The 20,076-nt window shown below is 71.8% G+C and carries 19 protein-coding genes; 7 read left to right on the top strand and 12 right to left on the bottom strand.

Features of this window, described 5'->3' with window-relative positions; translation table 11 throughout:
* Nucleotides 1–3,177 carry an NACHT domain-containing protein gene (locus tag ACH4TL_RS05750; protein WP_398311416.1) on the top strand — a complete coding sequence of 1,059 codons (3,177 nt, stop codon included), beginning with the start codon at nucleotides 1–3 and terminating at the stop codon, nucleotides 3,175–3,177.
* A 73-nt stretch (nucleotides 3,178–3,250) separates the two neighbouring features.
* Nucleotides 3,251–3,814: a S1 RNA-binding domain-containing protein gene (locus ACH4TL_RS05745; protein WP_398311419.1), complete on the top strand. Its 564-nt coding sequence runs from the start codon at nucleotides 3,251–3,253 to the stop codon at nucleotides 3,812–3,814.
* Here the strand turns inward: ACH4TL_RS05745 and ACH4TL_RS05740 are convergent.
* Genes ACH4TL_RS05740 through ACH4TL_RS05730 form a run of 3 tightly spaced genes read right to left on the bottom strand, consistent with a single transcriptional unit; the run spans nucleotide 3,782 to nucleotide 6,242 of the window.
* Nucleotides 3,782–4,045 carry an e9imm peptide gene (locus ACH4TL_RS05740; protein ID WP_398311422.1) on the bottom strand — a complete coding sequence of 88 codons (264 nt, stop codon included), beginning with the start codon at nucleotides 4,043–4,045 and terminating at the stop codon, nucleotides 3,782–3,784. The genes ACH4TL_RS05745 and ACH4TL_RS05740 overlap by 33 nt on opposite strands.
* Nucleotides 4,046–4,054: 9 nt before the next feature.
* Nucleotides 4,055–5,341 carry an APC family permease gene (locus ACH4TL_RS05735; RefSeq protein WP_398311425.1) on the bottom strand — a complete coding sequence of 429 codons (1,287 nt, stop codon included), beginning with the start codon at nucleotides 5,339–5,341 and terminating at the stop codon, nucleotides 4,055–4,057.
* Between the two features lie 49 nt (nucleotides 5,342–5,390).
* A complete protein-coding gene (locus ACH4TL_RS05730) occupies nucleotides 5,391–6,242 on the bottom strand; it encodes a helix-turn-helix transcriptional regulator (protein WP_398311428.1) in 852 nt (283 codons plus the stop codon).
* Between the two features lie 86 nt (nucleotides 6,243–6,328).
* Between ACH4TL_RS05730 and ACH4TL_RS05725 the strand changes: the two genes are divergently transcribed.
* Nucleotides 6,329–7,120, top strand: a complete 792-nt coding sequence (locus ACH4TL_RS05725) for an SDR family NAD(P)-dependent oxidoreductase (protein WP_398311432.1) — start codon at nucleotides 6,329–6,331, stop codon at nucleotides 7,118–7,120.
* Nucleotides 7,121–7,132: 12 nt separating this feature from the next.
* Here the strand turns inward: ACH4TL_RS05725 and alc are convergent, their stop codons facing one another.
* Together alc and allB are read right to left on the bottom strand one after the other, a co-directional pair.
* Nucleotides 7,133–8,263, bottom strand: coding sequence for an allantoicase (gene alc / locus ACH4TL_RS05720; protein ID WP_398311435.1), 1,131 nt, complete (start codon nucleotides 8,261–8,263; stop codon nucleotides 7,133–7,135).
* Nucleotides 8,260–9,636 carry an allantoinase AllB gene (gene allB / locus ACH4TL_RS05715; protein ID WP_398311438.1) on the bottom strand — a complete coding sequence of 459 codons (1,377 nt, stop codon included), beginning with the start codon at nucleotides 9,634–9,636 and terminating at the stop codon, nucleotides 8,260–8,262. The genes alc and allB overlap by 4 nt, the downstream gene beginning before the upstream one ends.
* Nucleotides 9,637–9,876: 240 nt before the next feature.
* Between allB and ACH4TL_RS05710 the strand changes: the two genes are divergently transcribed.
* The gene (locus ACH4TL_RS05710) at nucleotides 9,877–10,662 is read left to right on the top strand and encodes an IclR family transcriptional regulator (RefSeq protein WP_398311441.1); all 786 of its coding nucleotides are present in this window, start codon (nucleotides 9,877–9,879) and stop codon (nucleotides 10,660–10,662) included.
* A gap of 32 nt (nucleotides 10,663–10,694) precedes the next feature.
* On the opposite strand, the gene ACH4TL_RS05705 is transcribed toward ACH4TL_RS05710, so the two are convergent.
* Nucleotides 10,695–11,006: a DUF5955 family protein gene (locus tag ACH4TL_RS05705; RefSeq protein WP_398311444.1), complete on the bottom strand. Its 312-nt coding sequence runs from the start codon at nucleotides 11,004–11,006 to the stop codon at nucleotides 10,695–10,697.
* Nucleotides 11,007–11,200: 194 nt separating this feature from the next.
* Between ACH4TL_RS05705 and ACH4TL_RS05700 the strand changes: the two genes are divergently transcribed.
* Together ACH4TL_RS05700 and aceB are read left to right on the top strand one after the other, a co-directional pair.
* Nucleotides 11,201–11,821 (top strand): NTP transferase domain-containing protein, encoded by a 621-nt coding sequence (locus ACH4TL_RS05700; protein WP_398311447.1) that lies wholly within the window; start codon nucleotides 11,201–11,203, stop codon nucleotides 11,819–11,821.
* A 121-nt stretch (nucleotides 11,822–11,942) separates the two neighbouring features.
* Nucleotides 11,943–13,562 carry a malate synthase A gene (gene aceB, locus ACH4TL_RS05695; RefSeq protein WP_398311450.1) on the top strand — a complete coding sequence of 540 codons (1,620 nt, stop codon included), beginning with the start codon at nucleotides 11,943–11,945 and terminating at the stop codon, nucleotides 13,560–13,562.
* A gap of 60 nt (nucleotides 13,563–13,622) precedes the next feature.
* Here the strand turns inward: aceB and ACH4TL_RS05690 are convergent, their stop codons facing one another.
* The 5 genes from ACH4TL_RS05690 to uraD form a co-directional block, all read right to left on the bottom strand.
* Nucleotides 13,623–15,467, bottom strand: coding sequence for an alpha-L-fucosidase (locus ACH4TL_RS05690; RefSeq protein WP_398311453.1), 1,845 nt, complete (start codon nucleotides 15,465–15,467; stop codon nucleotides 13,623–13,625).
* A 159-nt stretch (nucleotides 15,468–15,626) separates the two neighbouring features.
* Complete coding sequence (locus ACH4TL_RS05685; protein WP_398311456.1) at nucleotides 15,627–16,997, bottom strand: 8-oxoguanine deaminase; 1,371 nt, start codon at nucleotides 16,995–16,997, stop codon at nucleotides 15,627–15,629.
* A 26-nt stretch (nucleotides 16,998–17,023) separates the two neighbouring features.
* Nucleotides 17,024–17,905 (bottom strand): factor-independent urate hydroxylase, encoded by an 882-nt coding sequence (gene pucL, locus ACH4TL_RS05680; protein WP_398311459.1) that lies wholly within the window; start codon nucleotides 17,903–17,905, stop codon nucleotides 17,024–17,026.
* 5 nt (nucleotides 17,906–17,910) lie between these two features.
* Nucleotides 17,911–18,240 (bottom strand): hydroxyisourate hydrolase, encoded by a 330-nt coding sequence (gene uraH, locus ACH4TL_RS05675; protein WP_398311462.1) that lies wholly within the window; start codon nucleotides 18,238–18,240, stop codon nucleotides 17,911–17,913.
* Nucleotides 18,240–18,746: a 2-oxo-4-hydroxy-4-carboxy-5-ureidoimidazoline decarboxylase gene (uraD, locus tag ACH4TL_RS05670; protein ID WP_398311466.1), complete on the bottom strand. Its 507-nt coding sequence runs from the start codon at nucleotides 18,744–18,746 to the stop codon at nucleotides 18,240–18,242. Before uraD ends, uraH begins: the two co-directional genes overlap by 1 nt.
* A 102-nt stretch (nucleotides 18,747–18,848) precedes the next feature.
* Here uraD and ACH4TL_RS05665 point away from each other — a divergent pair, with 102 nt between their 5' ends.
* Nucleotides 18,849–19,310, top strand: a complete 462-nt coding sequence (locus ACH4TL_RS05665; protein ID WP_398311469.1) for a hydrolase — start codon at nucleotides 18,849–18,851, stop codon at nucleotides 19,308–19,310.
* Here the strand turns inward: ACH4TL_RS05665 and ACH4TL_RS05660 are convergent.
* Nucleotides 19,255–19,935 carry an RDD family protein gene (locus ACH4TL_RS05660; RefSeq protein ID WP_398311472.1) on the bottom strand — a complete coding sequence of 227 codons (681 nt, stop codon included), beginning with the start codon at nucleotides 19,933–19,935 and terminating at the stop codon, nucleotides 19,255–19,257. The two genes, ACH4TL_RS05665 and ACH4TL_RS05660, sit on opposite strands and share 56 nt — an antisense overlap.
* Nucleotides 19,936–20,076 lie beyond the last annotated feature (141 nt).

The following is a 20,076-nucleotide window of genomic DNA, read 5'->3' as shown; positions in this document are numbered from 1 at the left end:
ATGAGCGCTGAGGCGGCGGCCATCAACCTCGGCCGCACCGTGGCGACGCGTGTCGTACGGCTGTGGCTGGATCCGCGTACGCGGGAGCGGGAGAGCCGGATGGAGATGTCCGCGCTCATACGGCGGCGCATACCGGGGCTGCGTGACCAACGCGGTGTGGAGCGGCAGTTCGAACAGATCGCGGACGCGGTCGCGGCGCGGCTGGAACCCATGTGCGGCCATGAGTTCCGGGATCTGGACGAGGGGGGACGCCAGGCGGCGCTCGACGCCGTGACGGCGGCGTTCGCCCACGCGGACCTTTCCGACGCGGCGATCCTCGGGTCGGATGCCAACCCCGCCGAACTCGCCCGCCGGGTACGGACCGCCGCTCCCCCGCCGTCCGGGCTGGGCGACGCGGCCACGCAGTTCTACGAGCTGCTGCTCGCGGAGTGCTGCGACTGCTACGTGCGCATCCTGCTCCGGCTTCCGGTCTTCACCGAGCGGGCCGTGACGGAGCTGCTGGGGCGGGTGAGCGAACTCGGCTCGGAGCTGAGCCGGGTGCTGGAGCGGCTCCCCGTCAGGTCGCTGTACGCGCCGCAGGGGGCGGACCATGACGCCGCGTTCCGCCGTGAGTATCTGGAGTTCATCAGCCACACCCTGGACACCGTGGAGCTGTTCAGCTTCACGGCCGGTCAGGCGCCGCGCACCAAGCTGTCCGTCGCATACGTCAGCCTCCGGGTCAGTACGGACGGGGACGGACGGACACCACGGAGGTCGGCCGATGGGCCCGACCATCGCCTGCGGACGGGCATCGGCTCATGGGGTGGCGACGAGTACGAGTCGTCGGCGAGCGTGCGGGTCGAGGCGGCGCTGAAGCGGTCGCCGCGCATCCTGCTGCGGGGCGAGGCGGGCTCCGGCAAGACGACCCTGCTCAACTGGCTTGCCGTGACGGCCGCACGGGGCACGTTCAGCGGTGACCTGGCCGACTGGAACGGGCTCGTCCCGGTCCTGGTCAAGCTGCGGCGTTACGCGTCACGCGACCTGCCACGCCTGGAAGAGCTGCTGGACGCCACGGCCGGGCCGCTGACCGGCCACATGCCCCGCGCCTGGGTGGACCGCGCGTTCCAGGCGGGCCGGGTCCTGCTGCTCGTCGACGGGGTGGACGAACTGGTTGCCGGCGAGCGGCGCAAGGTCCGCGACTGGCTGCGGCTGCTGCTCAGCGCGTACCCGGACACCCGGGCCGTGGTGACATCCCGGCCGACCGCCGCGCGCGGCGACTGGCTGCGCGCGGAGGGGTTCGCTCCGGTGGGGCTGGAGCGGATGACGCCCGCCGATCTCAGGGCCTTCGTACGGCAGTGGCATCAGGCCGTGGGAGCCCAGGGTGGTGATCTGCCGTGCGATCCCGAGGAGTTGCCGCACTATGAGCGGGCGCTGCTGGCAGGTCTCCAGGACCGCCCGCATCTGAGGGCGCTGGCCGCGAGCCCCCTGCTCGCGGCGCTGCTGTGCGCGCTGCACCTCAGCCGACGCCGACGGCTGCCACGAAGCCGCCTGGAGCTGTACCGCATCGCCCTGGAGTTGCTGGTGCAGCGCCGCGACGCGGAGCGCGGGGTGCCCAGCGCGCTGGACGTTCAGCTCAGTCTGAGCGACAAGCTGAGTGTGCTGCGAGATCTGGCCTGGCGGCTGTCGGACAACAACCGCAGCGAGATCGCCATGGACAAGGCGCTCGTCCACACGACGGCCAAGGTGACTTCGATGCGCCATCTGGACATCAATGGTGATCAGGTCCTGGACCACCTCGTGATGCGTTCCGGGGTCTTGCGTGCCCCGGCCGAGGGCCGTATCGACTTCCTGCACCGCAGCTTTCAGGAATACCTGGCGGCCGAGGAGGCGGCGGAGGAGGACCGCATCGGAAATCTGGTCGAGCGGGCCCATCTGGACACCTGGCGGGAGACCATCATCATGGCCGCCGGACACGCCCATCGCAGCCAGCGGCAGGAGCTCATCGACGGAATCCTCGACCGCGCGTCGGCCGAGCGCCGTCACGCGCGTGCGCTGCGGCTGCTGGCGGCCTCCTGCCTGGAGACCATGGGCTCGGTACCGGAGGAGATCGGGAAGCGGCTGGACGAGAACCTGGAGAAGCTGACGCCGCCGCGACGGACGAGCGACGCCACCTCGCTCGCGGCCGTGGGAGATCCCGTACTGCGCAGACTGCCGCGCTCTCTGGACGGCCTCACCGCGACGGTCGCCAGGAGTGCCGTGCGAACGGCGGCGCTCATCGGCGGGGAGAGAGCACTCGATCTGCTGGAGGCTTACGCGGAGGGCGGGCATGCAGATGTGCACCAGGAACTCGCCGATGCCTGGGAGTACTTCGATCCCGACCCGTACGCCCAACGCGTCCTGGCCAGACTTCCTCTGGAGCACGTCCTGCTCAAGCTTTCCCACCCCAGCCAGTGGGCTGCGGCCACACGGATGCGGTCGATGCGGAAGGTATGGATCAATTTTCCCATGGCCTCCGGACTCGGGCCGATCGAGGAACTCCCCGAATTGTTCGATCTGGGAATCTTCCAGCTGAGGGATGACAACGACCTCAGCCCGCTCACCTCTCAGCCAAGGCTCGGAAAGTTCTCGATCCACGGAAACACCGCCCTGAGCGACGTCACACCGTTGACCGCGCTCCCCCATCTAAGGGATCTGAGCCTCACAGGCTGGACCTCTCTCCCGCCCGTGCCCGAAATTCCTCTGCCGCGGTCTCTGACCGTACTGGGCTTGGGCTTTCTTCCTGCCGACACCGATCTGGGATTCCTGAACTGCCTGCCCCCGATCGAAAGCATGAGCCTGGATGGCTCGGGGACTCCGCGCAATGTCGCGAACCTTTCTGTCATGTCGAAGGTTTGGCGACTGCGTCTGAGCAGACTCGACTTGTCCGGATGCCTCGATATCTTCTCGGCCTCTGTTCATGCGACGGATCTGCGCTTCTACCGCTGCGCCTTCCCGGCCGACCTCGGCGCGCTGAACACCATCGAGCCTCTGACCAAGGTGTTCTTCGGCCAGTGCCACGGCCCCGTCCCCGGCCCGCTGGATCTCTCGTCCCTGAGCGGCCGCCCGGCCCACCGCCCGCTCACTGTCGAGGTGGGCCGCACGCAGACCGTCACCGGGACCGACCGCCTCGGCCCCGGTATACGCGTCCGCTACCTCTAGGAGTTGTCCTGCCGATCAGTGACCAGCACATCCGAACCAGCGCAGGGCAGGTGGCGCGTGCCGTGATCAGCGCATGAGCGAGTACTCCTGGCCTTCCGAAAACGGGAGGTTCCAAGTAGCCGGTGCTGCCGCGGCCTGGGCTGAGACGGTTCACGCTTTACCTGTCGGCGCCCCAATCGCCGGTGAGGTCCTTGGTAGGCAACCTTTCGGGGCTTTCCTCTCCATTGACGGCCATCCTGAAGTCATTGGCCTGGCCAGAGTCGACAAGATGCCCAGGTGCATGGAATTGCCGACCGTGGGGCAGTTCGTCACCGGCGAGGTGGTGTGGCACGCCGAGCACAATCACCAGGTGGGGATCGTGCTCCGCGAGTGGGCTGAGCACGAGAACCTGCTTCCTCGGTTCGTGGAACGTGTCGGTCAGATCGTCACCGGACGTGTCACGAAGATCGCGCCAATCGGATTCTTCGTACGGATCGCCGACTGTGTCGAGGGGCTCGTTCCGCTCACCGAGCCGGTCGCGGACCTTGCGAAGGTTGTCCGCGAGGACCACGACGTATCTGTGCGGATAGTGGCTGTCGACCTCGAGCGGACCTGCGTTCTCCTGTCAGCCCAAGGTGTCGCCCAGGGGCTGCTGTGACAGTGGAACGATCGGCCGATACGCCAGGGCCTGATCGACCACCTCATCGGCCGATAGATCCCGCTCCGGTGGCCAGAAGATCAAGCCACTGACGTACCCGGTTGGACATGCCAGGCCCTTGTCGAGCATGTCCAGCCAACGATCCGCCTCCTCTTCGAAGGCATAGTCCGCATCCATGATCCTCTGCACGAGGGCAACCGCTGCGATCCGGTTCATCTCCACTGCACCCATGATCGCCCCTCACTCCCGAGCAGGCCGCCGCCCTCGCCCAGAACCCGCCGCCCGCCGCACGCCGTACGCCAGCGCGCCCGCCGCCAGCACCGCCGCTCCCGTCGCCACGGACGGGAGCGGCAGGGCGAAGGCCAGGGTCGCGCAGCCGAGCAGGCCGACGGCCGGGACGGGGCGGGCGGGGCGGCCCTCCGCGGGGGTGAGGGTCCAGACGGAGGCGTTGGCGACGGCGTAGTAGACGAGCACGCCGAAGGAGGAGAAGCCGATCGCGCCGCGCACGTCCGTGGTGGCGGCCAGGACGGCGACGACCGCGCCGACGGCGAGTTCGGCGCGGTGCGGGACCTGGAAGCGGGGGTGGACGGCGGCGAGGGCGGGCGGCAGATGGCGGTCGCGGGCCATCGCGAGGGTGGTGCGCGAGACGCCGAGGATGAGCGCGAGGAGGGAGCCGAGCGCGGCGACCGCCGCGCCGGTGCGGACGACGGGCGCGAGCCCGGGGGCGCCCGCGGCGCGGACCGCTTCGGCGAGCGGGGCGGTGGTGTGGGCGAGGCGGTTTGGGCCGAGGACGGCGAGGACCGCGAGGGCGACGGCCGCGTACGTGACCAGCGTGATGCCGAGGGCCAGCGGAATCGCGCGGGGGATGGTGCGTTCGGGGTCGCGCACCTCCTCGCCGAGGGTCGCGATGCGCGCGTACCCGGCGAAGGCGAAGAACAGCAGCCCGGCGGCCTGGAGGGTGCCGCCGAACGTGGCGTCGGCGCCGAGGTCGAGGCGGGCGGCCTCGGCGGTGCCGCCGGTCAGGCAGGCGACCACAACGGCGGCGAGCACGGCCAGGACGAGTGCGACGATCAGCCGGGTGAGCCAGGCGGCCTTCTGGACGCCCGCGTAGTTGACGGCGGTCAGCGCCACCACGGCCGCGACGGCGATCGCGTGCGCCTGTGCGGGCCATACGTAGGCGCCCACCGTGAGGGCCATCGCGGCGCAGGAGGCGGTCTTGCCGACGACGAAGCCCCACCCGGCCAGATAGCCCCAGAACTCCCCCAGCCGCTCGCGGCCGTAGACATAGGTGCCGCCGGACTGCGGATAGCGGGCGGCCAGCCGGGCGGAGGAGGTGGCGTTGCAGTACGCGACGACGGCGGCCAGCGCGAGCCCCGGCAGCAGCCCGGACCCGGCAGCGGCGGCGGCCGGTCCAAGCGCGGCGAAGATCCCGGCGCCGAGCATCGCCCCGAGCCCGATCACCACGGCGTCGAACACGCCGAGGTGCCGTCGCAGTTCTCCGGGAGCGGCTCCCGTCGGCGTTGCCATCGACTCGCTCCTCAGGGCGGCGGACATCGGGGCCCACGATAGGCGGGGGTCAGCCGCTCACGTCCATGCGCTGGGTGCCGATGACCGACAGCAGCCGCAGCGCCTCCTCGGACGAGGACCCCGGGGTCGCGGTGTAGATCACGACCCGCTGGTCCCGGTCGGTGATGTCGAGGGCATCGCAGTTGACGCTGATGCGGCCGACCAGCGGGTGCTGGAAGGTCTTGCACAGGGTCGGCTGGGCGCACACGTCGTGGGAGGCCCACAGCCGAGTGAACTCCTCGCTCCCGGCGCGGAGATCACGCACCAGCTGGGTCACCTCGGGATCGTCGGGGTAGCGGGCGGCGGTGGCGCGCAGGCGCTGGGCCACGGTGCGGGCGAACGCGTCCACGTCCGACACGCCGTACAGCCGCCGTTCCCCCGGGTTCGGTCCGAGGAAGGCGCGGCGTGCCAGGTTGCGGTCGCGCGGCGGCACCGCGGAGAAGTCCTCCATGAGGGCGGCGGCGAGGTCGTTCCAGGCCAGCACCTCGTACGTCGCGGACGTCACGATCGCGGCGGCCTGCGGCAGCCGGTGCAGCAGGTCGAGGATGCTCCGCGGCACCTCGCGCGAGGGCCCGGGCGGCGGGCCCGGCGGCGCGCCCGCGAGGTGGTGGAGGTGGTCGCGTTCGGCGTCCGACAGGCGCAGGGCCCGGGCCAGCCCGGCCAGCACCTCGCGCGACGGGCGCGGGCCGCGGGCCTGTTCGAGCCGGGTGTAGTACTCGGTGGAGATGAACGCGAGCTGCGCCGCCTCCTCGCGGCGCAGCCCCGGGGTGCGGCGGCGCGGCCCGGCGGGCAGCCCCACCTCGGCGGGGGTGATCCGCTCGCGCCTGCTGCGCAGGAAGGCCGCCAGTTCTCGTCTGTCCACGGCCCCAGTGTGCGCGGGGCCGTGGGGCGTATCCAGGTACCGCCGGTGCCTGGATGGGTTCCGCGGCCGGACGCAGGCTCGCTGCCATGGACAACACACGGACCAACGAAACCGAGGCGCCGGGCCTGCTGTCCGGCAAGGTCGCCTTCATCACCGGTGCCGGGCGCGGCATCGGCGCCGCCGCGGCGCGGCTGTTCGCCCGGGAGGGCGCCCGGGTGCTGCTGGCGGCCCGTACGGAGGACCAGCTGAAGGCCGTCACCGAGGAGGTACGGGCGGCGGGTGGCAGCGCCGACTACGTGGTGTGCGATCTGGCCGACGCGGCGAGCGTGCGCGCCGCCGTGGACCGGGCCGTGGAGCGGTACGGACGGCTCGACGTGGCCTTCAACAACGGCGCGACGATCACTCCGCCCGGTCCGATGGACCAGGTGCCGGAGGCCGACTTCGACCACCTCTACGCCGTGAACCTCAAGGGCCCGTGGCTGGCCATGGCCGCCGAGATCGCCGCCATCCGGGCCACCGCGGGGGCGGGCGCCATCGTCAACAACTCCAGCATCGGCAGCCTGCGCGGCAACCCCGAACTGCCCGCCTACGGGGCGATGAAGCGGGCGGTGAACAGCCTCACCGAGTCGGCCGCCGTCACCTACGGCCCTGAGGGCATCCGGGTCAACGCCATCGCGCCCGGCTCCACGCTGACCGAGATGATCCGCACCTGGGAAGCGAATTCGCCCGGTCTCCTGGAGCGGCTCACGGCGCACACCCCGCTGGGCCGCACGGCCGACCCGGAGGAGATCGCCCAGGCCGCCGCCTGGCTCCTGAGCGACCGCGCCTCGTTCGTGACCGGCACGGTGCTCAGGGTGGACGGCGGCGCCAGGGCCTGACCCGGCAGGGGGCTACGCCCCGCCCAGCTCCTCGTACCGCGCGGCCAGCCGCTTCGCGCCGTCGGCCGTCAGGGAGCCGTGGAGGTGGAGGCGGGCGACGCCGCCGTCCGGATAGATGTCCATGCGGACGTGGGTCACCGGCGGGGCCTCGTGGAGGAGGAAGCGGTGGACGGTGTCCGGCTGGAGGGGGCTGCGGGGCAGGAGCTCGGTCCAGGGGCTGTCCGGGTCCGCGGTGGCGTCGCGGCCGTACAGGGCGGCCCAGCCTGCGGCGTTGCCCTTGTAGCAGCCGGTGTCGATCTCGACGGCGCGGATCCGGGCCTGTTCGGTGAGGCGGTAGCGGACCCAGTCGTTGCCGCGGTCGCGGCGGCGGCGGGTCTCCCAGCCCTCGTCCATCTTGCGGGAGCGGCCCGGCTGGATGGAGTTGGCGGGCGGGGAGAAGAAGCGGTCGGAGGCGTCCTCGGCCGCGCCGCCGTTCTCCAGGGCGGCCAGGTCGAAGGTGCCGAGGGCGGTGAGCCAGGCCGGGTCGGGGACGACCTCGCCGTGGACGCGGAGCCGGGCGACGCCGCCGTCGGGGTGCTGCTTGAGCCGCAGATGGGTGAAGCGGCGGGGTACGGAGACGGGGAAGCCGTTGGCCGCGTGGCCGCCGACGGGGGTGCGGGGGACGAGGGTCGTCCACTCGGTGTCGTCGGCGAGCAGGTCCGCCGGGGACGGGGTGCCCGGCACCGAGGCGGCCTCCACGCTCACCGCCTGCGGGTAGTTGCCGCGGAAGTGGGCGGTGTCGACGACGAGGCCGTGGACGACGCCCGGCGCGCCCAGCCGGATCAGGGCCCAGTCGTGGTCCTCGTCCGTGGGGTGCGGGGTCTCGGCGGAGGCCCCGCGGCGGCGCCGGGTCTCCCAGCCGTCCATGACCTTGCCCTTGTGGCCGAAGGCGGCGGGGTCGAAGTGCGGCGGCTCGGGCCGCAGCAGGTTCTCGCGTTCGGCGAAGAACTCGTCGTTCGCGGCGATCACGCTTCCGCCGAGCCGCCGGTCGGCGAGGTCGGGGAACCGGTCGAAGGGGAAGTCGGCGGTGCGGTAGTCGGCGTACGGGTCGCCGCCGCCGTACGGGAGGGCGTCGCCGGTGTAGTGGGGGGTCGGCGCGGTCATACGCGGGGGAGCCTTTCCAGAAGACGGCCGGTCGGGAGGGGATCGGTCGGTGCGCCGTGGTCGGCGATCTTGCGGCCGCGCAGCCAGGTGGACCGTACGACGCCGTGCAGCGTCTTCCCGGCGTACGCGGTGACCTGGTTGCGGTGGTGGAGGGCGACGGGGTCGACGCAGAACGTGTCGTCGGGCGCCAGGACGGCGAAGTCGGCGTCCCGGCCCGCCTCGATGGCGCCCTTCTGGCGCAGCCCGACCAGGGCGGCGGGGGCGGTGGACATCCACCGCGCGACGTCGGTGAGGGTGTGGCCGCGGCGGCGGGCCTCGGTCCAGATGGCGGGCAGGCCGAGCTGGAGGGACGAGATACCGCCCCAGGCCAGCCCGAAGTCGTCGGTCTTGAGGTCCGCGGTGCACGGCGAGTGGTCGGAGACGACGCAGTCGATGGTGCCGTCGGCCATGCCCTGCCACAGCGCGTCCTGATTGGCCGCCTCGCGTATCGGCGGGCAGCACTTGAACTCGGTGGCGCCGTCCGGGACCTCCTCGGCGGTGAGGGTGAGGAAGTGCGGACAGGTCTCGACAGTGACCCGGACGCCCTCGCGGCGGGCGGCCGCGATGAGCGGCAGGGACTCAGCGGACGACAGATGCAGCACGTGGACCCGGGCGTCCAGCTCGCGGGCGAGGCCGATCAGGCCCTCGATGGCCCGGTTCTCGGCGGCGCGCGGGCGGGAGGCGAGGAAGTCGGCGTAGCGCGGGCCGCTGGGCGGCGGGGCGCCGTCGATCAGCTGCGGGTCCTCGGCGTGGACGATGAGCAGCCCGCCGAAGCCCGCGATCTCGCCGAGGGCGGCCTTGAGCCCGGAGGGGTCCAGCTGCGGGAACTCGTCCACACCGGAGTGCAGCAGGAAGCACTTGAAGCCGAGGACCCCGGCGTCGTGGAGCGGCCGCAGATCGGCTGTGTTGCCGGGGATGGCGCCGCCCCAGAAGCCGACGTCGATGTGGGCGGCCGGGCGGGCGACGTCCCGCTTGATCTCCAGCGCCTCGACGGTGGTGGTGGGCGGGATGCTGTTGAGGGGCATGTCGACCAGGGTGGTCACGCCGCCCGCCGCGGCGGCGCGGGTGGCGCTGGCGAAGCCCTCCCAGTCGGTGCGGCCGGGGTCGTTGACGTGGACGTGGGTGTCGACGAGCCCGGGGAGGAGGACGTCGTCGCCGAGGTCTTCGATCCGCGCCCCTGACCGGTGGGCGCCGGGGCCGGTGTCGTACGGCAGGACGGCCAGGATGCGGCCCTCGGCGACGGCGACGGAGGCGGCGCGCTGGCCCTCCGGAGTGATGACGCGCGTCGACCGCAGCAGCAGGTCCGGGTTCAGGTCCGGGTCCGGATCGGGCACCCCAGCTCCCCTCGATGTTTCCGTAAAACGGAATATGTTTTCCGTTCGAAGTCTTCCCTTCTCCTCCGATCTGGTCAAGACTTCCCAGGCACCCCCGTTCGATTCCGTAGCATGAAAGTGGATTTTCGATACGTAGAACGTGGCACCGGGAGGGACCGGTAGGCTTCCGAAGGCCGGTCGGCCGCGGTATCCGACGCGGGCGCGAGACCGGTGCCGCCCGCTGCGAAAGGAAACGCCGACGTGCCGTCCGCCGAGTCCAAGACCGCCGCCGCCAACGCCGGCGGCGTCCAGTCCCTGGAGCGCGCCTTCGACCTTCTGGAGCGGATGGCGGACGCCGGGGGCGAGGTCGGGCTGAGCGAGCTGTCCGGCAGCAGCGGCCTCCCGCTGCCCACCATCCACCGGCTGATGCGCACGCTGGTGGCCTGCGGTTACGTACGCCAGCAGCCCAACCGCCGGTACGCGCTCGGCCCCCGGCTGATCCGGCTCGGCGAAAGCTCGGCCCGGCTGCTGGGCACCTGGGCGCGGCCGTATCTGGCGCGCTTGGTGGAGGAGACCGGCGAGACCGCGAACATGGCGCTGCTGGACGGGGACGAGGTGGTCTACGTCGCGCAGGTGCCGTCCCGCCACTCCATGCGCATGTTCACCGAGGTCGGGCGGCGGGTCCTGCCGCACAGCACCGGCGTCGGCAAGGCGCTGCTGGCCAGCACGCCCCCGGACGAGGTACGCGCCCTCCTGGCCAGGACCGGCATGCCCGCCGCGACGAAGAAGACGATCACCTCGCCGGACGAGTTCCTGGACGCGCTGCGGCTGGTGCGCGAGACGGGGTACGCGGTGGACGACAACGAGCAGGAGATGGGCGTGCGCTGCCTGGCCGTGCCCGTACCGGACTCCCCCACGGCGGCCGCCATCTCGATCTCCGGCCCGGCGGGCCGGGTGACGGACGAGGCCACGAAGGAGATCGTCCCGATCCTGAAGGAGGTCGCCGTCGACCTGTCGGCCGCCCTGGCCAGCACGGACGGCACCTGAGGCGGCACCTGAGGCGGCACCTGAGGCGGACGCTAGCGCGACACCGTACCGAAGAGGTCGATCGCCGAGCGGACCGCCCGCAGGGACGGATTCAGGGCGCTGACCGAGCCCAGGGCGCCCGCCACCAGGAGCAGCGAGCGGCGGAGGCGGTGCAGTTCGGGGCTGCCCGTGCGGGCCATGGCGTCGAGTGCGGCCAGCTCGTCGTCCGCGATCGCCCGGTCCGGTAATTCCGCCGGGTGGGCGGCCAGGTCACGCCTGAGCCGGGCCACGGCAAGGCGCAGCTCCGCCACCCTCGGGTCTTCCTCGGTGCACGCCACTGCGGCGCCCTCCACGTCGGACAACACGGCCCTTCTCCCCCTCGCGCGCGGCTGCACGAGCCGGCCCTCCCTCTCCCCTGCCCCTCCGGACGTCGAATCGGACACAAGGGGCTGCGGATCAGTTAACGCCACCGTGTGCGCAGTGCGCCATACGGAGAGCGAAAATCAGACCGGCTGGGATGAACCGTCCACGCGGCGCCCTGGTGCGGTAAGCAGGGGTCATGGATCGCACCACTGAGGACAACGCGCAGGTCGCCGGGTTGCTGCTGGCGGCGGGCGGGGGACGGCGGCTGGGCGGGCGGGCCAAGGCGCTGCTGGAGTACCGGGGCAGGCCGCTGGTGGAGCACGCGGCGCGCGCGCTGCGGGAGGGCGGCTGCGCACCGGTGCACATCGTGCTGGGTGCCGCCGCCGCAGAGGTACGTGAGCGGGCCGAGCTGCCGGGGTGCGTCCTGGTCGACAACCCCGACTGGGCGGACGGCATGGGCACCTCGCTGCGGGCCGGGCTGGCCTCGCTGCGCGCCACGGGGGCGCGCGCGGTGCTGGTCACGCTGGTGGACCAGCCAGGGATCGGGGCACCGGCGGTGGCGCGCGTACGGGCCGCCTGCGGCGCGGCGGGAAACCCGGTGGGGAGCCTGGTGACGGCGGTGTACGGCGCCGAGCGGGGGCATCCGGTGCTGTTCGGCGCCGACCGGTGGGCCGAGGTCGCGGCGAGTGCGGAGGGGGATCGCGGGGCACGCGCGTATCTGAGGGCACATCAGGCCGAGATCACCCGGGTCGACTGCGCGGACATCGCCCGCGTGGACGACATCGACACCCCCGAGGATCTGGCGCTGCTGCGGTGACCTCCCGCACAGTGAGCCCCCTATGCCCCCTATGCAGTGAGTTTCACATCGACAACCGATTGAACTTCCACGATGAGGAAATTAATATCCAGAATTGCTATCGACCTAGGAGTGAACGCCCATGTCCGCACCAGCGCCGTCCCCGCTGGCCATCGTCGACGCCGAGCCGCTGGAGCGTCAGGGAGAGGTGCTGACCGACGCGGCCCTGGCCTTCCTGGCCGAGCTGCATCACCGCTTCACCCCTCGCCGCGACGAGCTGCTCACCCGCCGCGCCGAGCGACGGGCGGAGATCGCCCGTACCAGCTCGCTGGACTTCCTGCCGGAGACCGCGCACATCCGCGAGGACCCGGACTGGCGCGTGGCGGAGGCCCCGTCCGCGCTCCAGGACCGCCGGGTGGAGATCACCGGTCCCACCGACCGCAAGATGACGATCAACGCGCTCAACTCGGGCGCCAAGGTCTGGCTCGCCGACTTCGAGGACGCCTCCGCCCCCACCTGGGCGAACGTGATCGGCGGCCAGCTGAACCTGACCGACGCGTATGAGCGCCGGATCGACTTCAGCACCCCCGAGGGCAAGAGCTACGCGCTGCGCCCCGCCGAGGAGCTGGCCACCGTCGTCGCCCGGCCGCGCGGCTGGCACCTGGACGAACGCCATCTGCGGGACGCGGAGGGCCGCCCGGTGCCCGGCGGGCTGGTCGACTTCGGTCTGTACTTCTTCCACAACGCACGCCGCCTGCTCGACCTGGGCAAGGGCCCGTACTTCTACCTGCCGAAGACCGAGTCGCACCTGGAGGCCCGCCTCTGGAACGACATCTTCGTCTTCGCGCAGGACTACGTGGGCGTTCCGCAAGGGAGCATCCGCGCCACGGTGCTCATCGAGACGATCACGGCCGCGTACGAGATGGACGAGATCCTGTACGAGCTGCGCGACCACGCCTCCGGGCTCAACGCGGGCCGCTGGGACTATCTGTTCTCCATCGTGAAGAACTTCCGCGACGCGGGCCCCGCGTTCGTCCTGCCCGACCGCAACGCGGTGACGATGACCGCGCCGTTCATGCGCGCCTACACCGAACTGCTGGTCCGCACCTGCCACAAGCGGGGCGCCCACGCGATCGGCGGCATGGCGGCCTTCATCCCCTCGCGCCGGGACGCCGAGATCAACGCGGTCGCGTTCGACAAGGTGCGGGCCGACAAGGACCGCGAGGCGAACGACGGCTTCGACGGCTCGTGGGTCGCCCACCCCGACCTGGTCCCGGTCGCCCGCGAGTCCTTCGACGCCGTCCTCGGCGAGCGCCCGCACCAGAAGGACCGGCTGCGCGAGGACGTCCGGGTCACGGCGGGCGAGCTGATCGACATCGCCTCGGTGGACGCCAAGCCCACCTTCGACGGCCTGCGCAACGCCGTCCAGGTCGGCACCCGCTACATCGAGGCGTGGCTGCGCGGCCTCGGCGCCGTCGCCATCTTCAACCTGATGGAGGACGCCGCCACCGCGGAGATCTCCCGCTCCCAGATCTGGCAGTGGATCAACGCCGGAGTGATCTTCGAGGACGGCGAGAAGGCCACCGCCGACCTGGTGCGCACGGTCGCCGCCGAGGAGCTGGCCGCGATCCGCGAGGAGGTCGGCCCGGAGGCGTTCGCGGCCGGCCGCTGGCAGCAGGCGCACGACCTGCTGCTGAAGGTCGCGCTGGACGAGGACTACGCGGCCTTCCTCACGCTGCCCGCGTACGAGCTGCTGGACTGAGCGCTCGCACGTAGGCGACAAGGGGCCCCGGGACGCGTTCCCGGGGCCCCTTTACGGCCCTTACGACGTGAAGAGCTGGCTTCGCGGCACGATCTGCTGCGGCTGGTCGGGGCTGGACCACAGCAGCTTCATATGCGCCTCACCGGTCTGCTCGGTGTACTCGATCTTGATGGCGTGGCGCTGCCCGGCCCGCAGGGCGACGGTCGCCTTGTCGACCTTCGCCGTGTGCGGGGTGGTGCTGTCGATGACGAGCTTGCCGTCGATCCACACCCGGGCCGTGTCGTCGGAGACCGTGGTGAGCGTGTACGTCTGGCTGTAGCGGGGCACGAGCGAGCCGGTCCAGCGGACGCTGAAGCGGTCGGCCGGGACCCGGGCGTCCGGCGAACCGGCGGAGCGCCAGGCGTGGTTGACGGCCGGGTCGGTCCGGGTGACGGCCGGCGGCCCGGTGAAGGTGTCGTTCGCGAACACCTCCTGCCGCAGCCCCGTGCCCTTGCCCGGGGGCACGGACGCCCCGGACGGCTTGACCGTCAGCTCGATCACGGACGCGGTGGTGTTCACCGGCCCGCCGGACGGGATGAGGTCGTAGCCGTCCCCGGCCGCCCTGACCGTGACCTTCTGCCCGCTGCCCAGCACCCGCGCCCCGGTCACCTCGAACGGCGCCTTCGCGGTGAGGTGGAGGGGCTGCCCGGCGGTGGGCCAGGACGTGACGGACGCGTAGAGCCTGTTCCCTGACCGGCTGACCGCTCCCCACGTCGGCTCGGCCACCAGCCCGGCGTCCCCCGCGCCGTACACGGCCCGGCCCTGACCGGACGTCCGCAGCCAGGAGCCGATCTCGCGCAGCCGGTCGACGGACGGCTGGGGTATCCGGCCGAACTTGTCGGGGCCGACGTTGAGCAGGTAGTTGCCGCCGCGGCTGGCGATGGCGAGGAGGTTGCGGGTGAGGGTCTGGGGCGACTTCCAGTTCTGGTCGTACTTGGCGAATCCCCAGTGGCCGTTCAGGGTCATGCAGGACTCCCACAGCTGGCCGTCCACCGGGGCGTCCGGGATCTCCTGCTCGGGGGTGCCGTAGTCGCCGTCCACGACGCGGCGCTTGCCGACCCGGTTGTTGACGACCAGATCCGGGTCGAGACCGCGCAGATACGATTCGAGCTGTTCGCCGTCCTTCGGGGACCAGGGGTTGGTCGGGTTGTCCGCGTCCCATTCGCCGTCGAACCACAGCAGCGCCGGGTCATAGCCGTCGATCAGCTCTTTGAGCTGCGCGTACATCCGCTTCTTGTACTGCGGGAAGGTGGCCGGGTCGGCGAAGTCGGGGTCGTGCCAGTCCCAGATCGAGTAGTAGAAGCCGAGCTTGATCCCGGCCCGGTCGGCGGCCTTCTTCAGCTCGGCGAGGATGTCGCGCCGCTTGTCGAACGAGGAGTGGTCGCGCAGGTTCCAGGTGTTCTGCTTCGTCGGCCACATCGCGTATCCGTCGTGGTGCTTGGACGTGATGACGATGTAGCGCTGACCGGCGTCCTTGGCCGCCTTGACGACGGCCTCCGCGTCGAAGGACGAGGGGTTGAAGCCCTGCGCCATGTCCTCGTACGCGCTCATCGGGATCTGGCAGTTCCGCTTGATCCACTCCGCGTCCCGGCAGACGGTGCCGTCGGGCCGGGTGTACTCGCCCTCCGCTTGCGAGTACGCGCCGAAGTGGATGAACATCCCGAACCGGTCCTGCCGCCACCAGTCGGTGCGGGCGGAGGTGAACGGGTCGTCGGCCGCGTAGTCGGTGCCGGGACCGGGCTCGGCGGCGACACCGGGACGGGGTACGGCGGTGGCGGAGGGTCCGGTGAGGGTCAGCGCCAGGAACAGGCCGAGCAGCAGGCTCAGACCTCGGGACAGGGATAACGCCCGTGCGGGCACACGCATGGCGGCTCCTGTGCTCGTTAAGGGGTCGGACAGGAGGGCTGGCCAGCCGCGTACCGGAACCTAGAACCGCAAAGGTGGGATGTCAACGGGGCGTAAAGCGCCACAGTCACCCCGGTGACGCCGTACGACCACTCCGTACCGACCGACCCCTCCGACGTATCACCCCTCGGCCGCGATGCGGGCCAGCCGCCGTGCCTCGTCCCGCGCGTCGCGCGCGATGGCGTCCTCGTCGGCGGTGAGCAGCCGCCCCGCCTCCACCACCGGCTCGCCGTTCACCAGCGACAGCGTCACCGGCGCCGCCGGGCCCAGCACCAGCGCGGCGACCGGGTCGGCGATGGTCGAGTGGCCGATGCCGTCCAGCTTCCACAGCACCAGATCGGCCAGCTTGCCCGGCTCCAGCGACCCGATCTCGTCCTCGCGGCCCAGCACCCTGGCCCCGCCGTGGGTGCCGAGCCGCAGCGCCTGGCGGACCGTCAGCGCCTGCTCGCGGTGGTCGCCGAGCCGGTTGATCAGCAGCGCGTTGCGCAGCTCGGTGTGGAGTTCGCCGGACTCGTTCGAGGCGGTGCCGTCCACGCCGAGCCCGACCGGGACCCCGGCGGCGAGCAGATCCGGCACCCGGGCGATCCCGGCGGCGAGCCGGGCGTTGGACGACGGGCAGTGGGCGACGCCGGTGCCGGTGCGGGCGAAGGCGGCGATGTCGGAGTCGTTCATGTGGACGCAGTGCGCCATCCACACGTCCTCGCCGAGCCAGCCGGTCCGCTCGAAGTAGTCGGTCGGGCCCGTCCCGAACCGCTCGTGGCAGAACGACTCCTCCTCGACCGTCTCCGAGCCGTGGGTATGCAGCCGTACGCCCTTGCGGCGCGCCAGCTCGGCGCTCTCCCGCATGAGTTCGGTGGTGACGGAGAACGGCGAGCAGGGCGCGACCACGATCCGCAGCATCGCGTCCGGCGAGGCGTCGTGGTGGGTGTCGATGGCCGCCTCGGTGGCCGCGAGGGCGTCCTCGGTGGTCTCGACGGCGAAGTCCGGCGGCAGCCCGCCGTCCGAGCTGCCGAGGTCCATGGAGCCGCGCGCGGCGGTGAACCGCACGCCCAGCTCGCGCGCCGCGCGGATCTCGGCGCCCAGCAGATCGCCCGCGCCGCGCGGGAAGACGTAGTGGTGGTCCATGGCGGTGGTGACGCCGCCGCGCACCATCATCGCGAGGGAGCCGCGGGCGGCGGCGTACACCATCGGCTCGTCGATCCGGGCCCAGGTGGGGTAGAGCGCGACCAGCCAGTCGAAGAGGTTGTGGTCCTGGGCGAGGCCGCGGGTGAGCCACTGGTAGAAGTGGTGATGGGTGTTGACCAGGCCCGGGGTGAGGAGATGGCCGGTGCCGTCGACCCGGCGCACCACCCCGTCCAGGCCGCGCGGCGCGGAGCCCGGGCCCACCGACTCGATGCGGTTGCCCGCGACGACGACATGGCCCGAGGCGTACTCGGTGCCGCGCGCGTCCACGGTCGCGACGGCGCAGTTCTCGATGACGATGCGGTGCACGGGGCGGGGCCCTTCCCTGTCGGGGGTCAGTCGGTGGGAATCCTGGGCTCGGCGCCGTCCCGCAGGACGGTGGCCTCGATGAGCCCGTACGGCCGGTCGGCGGCGATGTAGACCTCGTTGTCGTTGGTGAGGCCGAAGGGCGCCAGGTCGACCAGGAAGTGGTGCTTGTTGGGCAGCGACAGCCGTATCTCGTCGATCCCCGGGCGCCGCTCGATGACGCGCGTACCCATCGCGTACAGCGTCTGCTGGAGCGAGAGCGAGTACGTCTCGGCGAAGGCGGCCAGCAGATCGGCGCGCGCCCCCTCGTGCGCGGCGTCCCAGTCCGGCTCCGGCCGCGCGCCGTCGCTCCAGCCGTGGCGCCAGCGGGCGTGCACGTCGGTGGCGAGGATGCGGTCGCGGGTCTCCGGCAGGGTCGTGTACGGGTCCTTGACGTAGCCGTGGAACTCGGAGTCGGTGGAGTTCATGACGGTGAGGTCGCGGAGGCCGGAGAGCACTTCCCAGTCCCGGCCGTCGTAGTGGATCTGGGCGGTACGGGTCTCCTGGCCGGCGCGGACGAAGGAGTGCCGGGCCTCGGCCCCGGTCTCGATCCGCTCCCAGGCGTACTCCTCGATCCGCACGCGGGCGGTGCGGATCGCCTCCTGGCTGCCGACGAAGTGGCGGGCCAGCTCTATGCCGAAGTGTTCGGCGGTGTCGACGCCGTGCTTCTTGGCGAAGGCGTACACCGTGTTCTTCATGGAGTCGGTCGGCAGGACCCCGGTGTTGTCGCCGTGGCGGTGTACGTCCGCCAGGTCGCCGGAGAGCGCGACGGAGACGTTGAGGTCCTTGATGTGGTGGACGTCGCCGTCGCGCACCATCCGGACCACGCGGGTCTCCGCCTTGCCGTACTGGTTCTGGCCGAGCATGGGCATCGGGCTCAACTCCCTCGGTATACGGAGTAGCCGAACGGGGTGAGCAGCAGCGGCACGTGGTAGTGCTCGCCGGGCTCGACGGCGAAGACGGCCGTCACCTCCGGGAAGAAGGGCCCGCGCGACTCGGTCTCGAAACGCAGCCGCACCTGGGTGGTGCCCTCGGGCAGGGCGGGCAGATCCTTGCAGCGGCCGTCGGCGTCGGTGCGGGAGGCGGCGTGCACCGCCCAGTCGGCACCGCCCGCGGGGCGCGCCGCCAGCTCGACGGGGACGCCGGGGGCCGGGCGGCCGAGGCTGGTGTCCAGGATGTGCGTGGACACGGTGGTGGCGGTCGTCATCACCCTTCTCCTTCCGCGGTGAGGAGGTTCGTCAGCCGGATGCGATTGATCTTCCCCAGTTCGGTGCGGACGATCTCGCGTTCGGTGGCCGTGCCGTTGCCGATCCGGTGGCGGAGGGCGGTGCGCATCTCCTCGCCGGTGCGGCCGGTGGCACAGATCAGGAACACATGGCCGTGGCGCTCCTGGTACGCGAGATTCAGCTCCAGCAGCTCCGCGCGCAGCTCGTCCCCCACCCCGCTCTGCTCGCGGGCCGAGGTGGCGTCGCCTGGCGTCGGCCGCCCGATGGGCGGATGCCCGGCCATGGCCTCGGCGAGGTCGGCGCCGGTCAGCCCGGCCATGGCCGCGTCGGACGCCGCCAGCACCGCCTCCACGTGGCGGTACGGCCGCCCGGCGGCCACCGCCGCGCCCCAGGCCCGGCTGGTGCACACCTCGTACAGCAGCGCGGCCACGTCCGTCGGGCCCGCCGCGTTGAACCGGGCCAGGCCCGGTGGAGCGCTGGTAGTCACACCCGAAAGCTAGGAGCTTCCCCCGAAGACGTCAACACTTTGTTGAAGACAGGGCCGGAAACGCGGGTTCCGGGCCCGCCCCCGGCACGACAGGATGGGTCCATGACCGCTGACCTCGCCGCACGGCTGCCGGACCGCTTCTGGTCCGTCCCGTACGTCGGCGCGCGCTTCCCCGGCTCCGCGGCGGTCGCCGAGCGCCCGGACCTCGCCGAGGGCGCGAACTGCCAGCTGTTCGCGTACGCGGTGCTGCGCCACTACGGCCTGGAGCCGCCCGCCCTGCGCTCCAGCGACCTGTGGGCCGACACGGCGGCGACGACCCGCGTCACGGCGGCCCGCCGCCCCCTCGACCTGCTGCTCTTCAACGCCGCCGGCGACGCGTACGGCGCCCACGTGGGCGTCTGGGCCGCCCCCGACCGGGTCCTCCACCTGTGCGCCGAGGCGGGACGCCCCGCCGTATGGCCCCTGAGCGCCTTCGCCGCCCGCCCCCGCTACCGCACCCTGATCGGCGTCAAGCGGGTCCGTCCAGCGACTGGCGCTGCCGCACCGCGCCGCCGATCCGGGTGAGCGCGGCGGGGAGGCGCCACGTACTGGTGACCGTGACCCCGGCCAGGCGGTCGGCCAGCGACCTTCGGGAGCCCACCAGCGCCAGCCCCGCGTTGCAGGCGAAGAACGCCACGGCGATGATCCAGCACAGCACGGAGAGCACGACCTCGCCCCCGGCCAGCAGGCAACAGGCCAGCCCGTACCAGCCGACATCGGCCAAGGTGATCACCGTCGCGCGCACGGCCGCCTGGCCCCGCCCGGGCCGGGCGCCGTCAACGCGCCGCACGACGGACAGGGCCGTCAACGCCTGCCCCGGGGTGCGGCTCAGCAGGGCGAGCGAAAGGAAGTGATAGGCGAAGGCGAACAGGAACAGCGCCCCGAAGGCCTGCCAGACGGAGTTCACCGCGAAGCGCCACAGGGACTCCCCGACGCCCTGGCCCGCCCCCACCAGGTCGCCGTCCGAGGTGATGACCTTCCACGCGCTCGTCCCGGCCAGGCTCGTGACGTCGGTCGCCTCGGCACTGATGCGGTGGAAGGTGAACCAGCCGAGCAGCACGGCCACCGCCCCGATGACGACGAAATCGAGCGCCCACGCGCACAGTCGGCGCGTCCGCGCCGGGCTGCCCGGCGCCGCTTGTCGGAACATCAGTCCCCCCGATGTTGATGTAACGATGACCTGAGTGTACGGACGCCTAGGCAGTTTCGTTTGGATCAGCGTGCTGACCAAAGGAAGATGCCCGCGATGTGGAGTCCGGCCAGGTAGATGGTCGCGGTCTTCTCGTAGCGG

The organism is Streptomyces sp. NPDC021115 (genome assembly GCF_044333065.1).
Taxonomy (GTDB): Bacteria; Actinomycetota; Actinomycetes; order Streptomycetales; family Streptomycetaceae; genus Streptomyces.
This window is presented reverse-complemented; position numbering and strand designations above follow the sequence as displayed.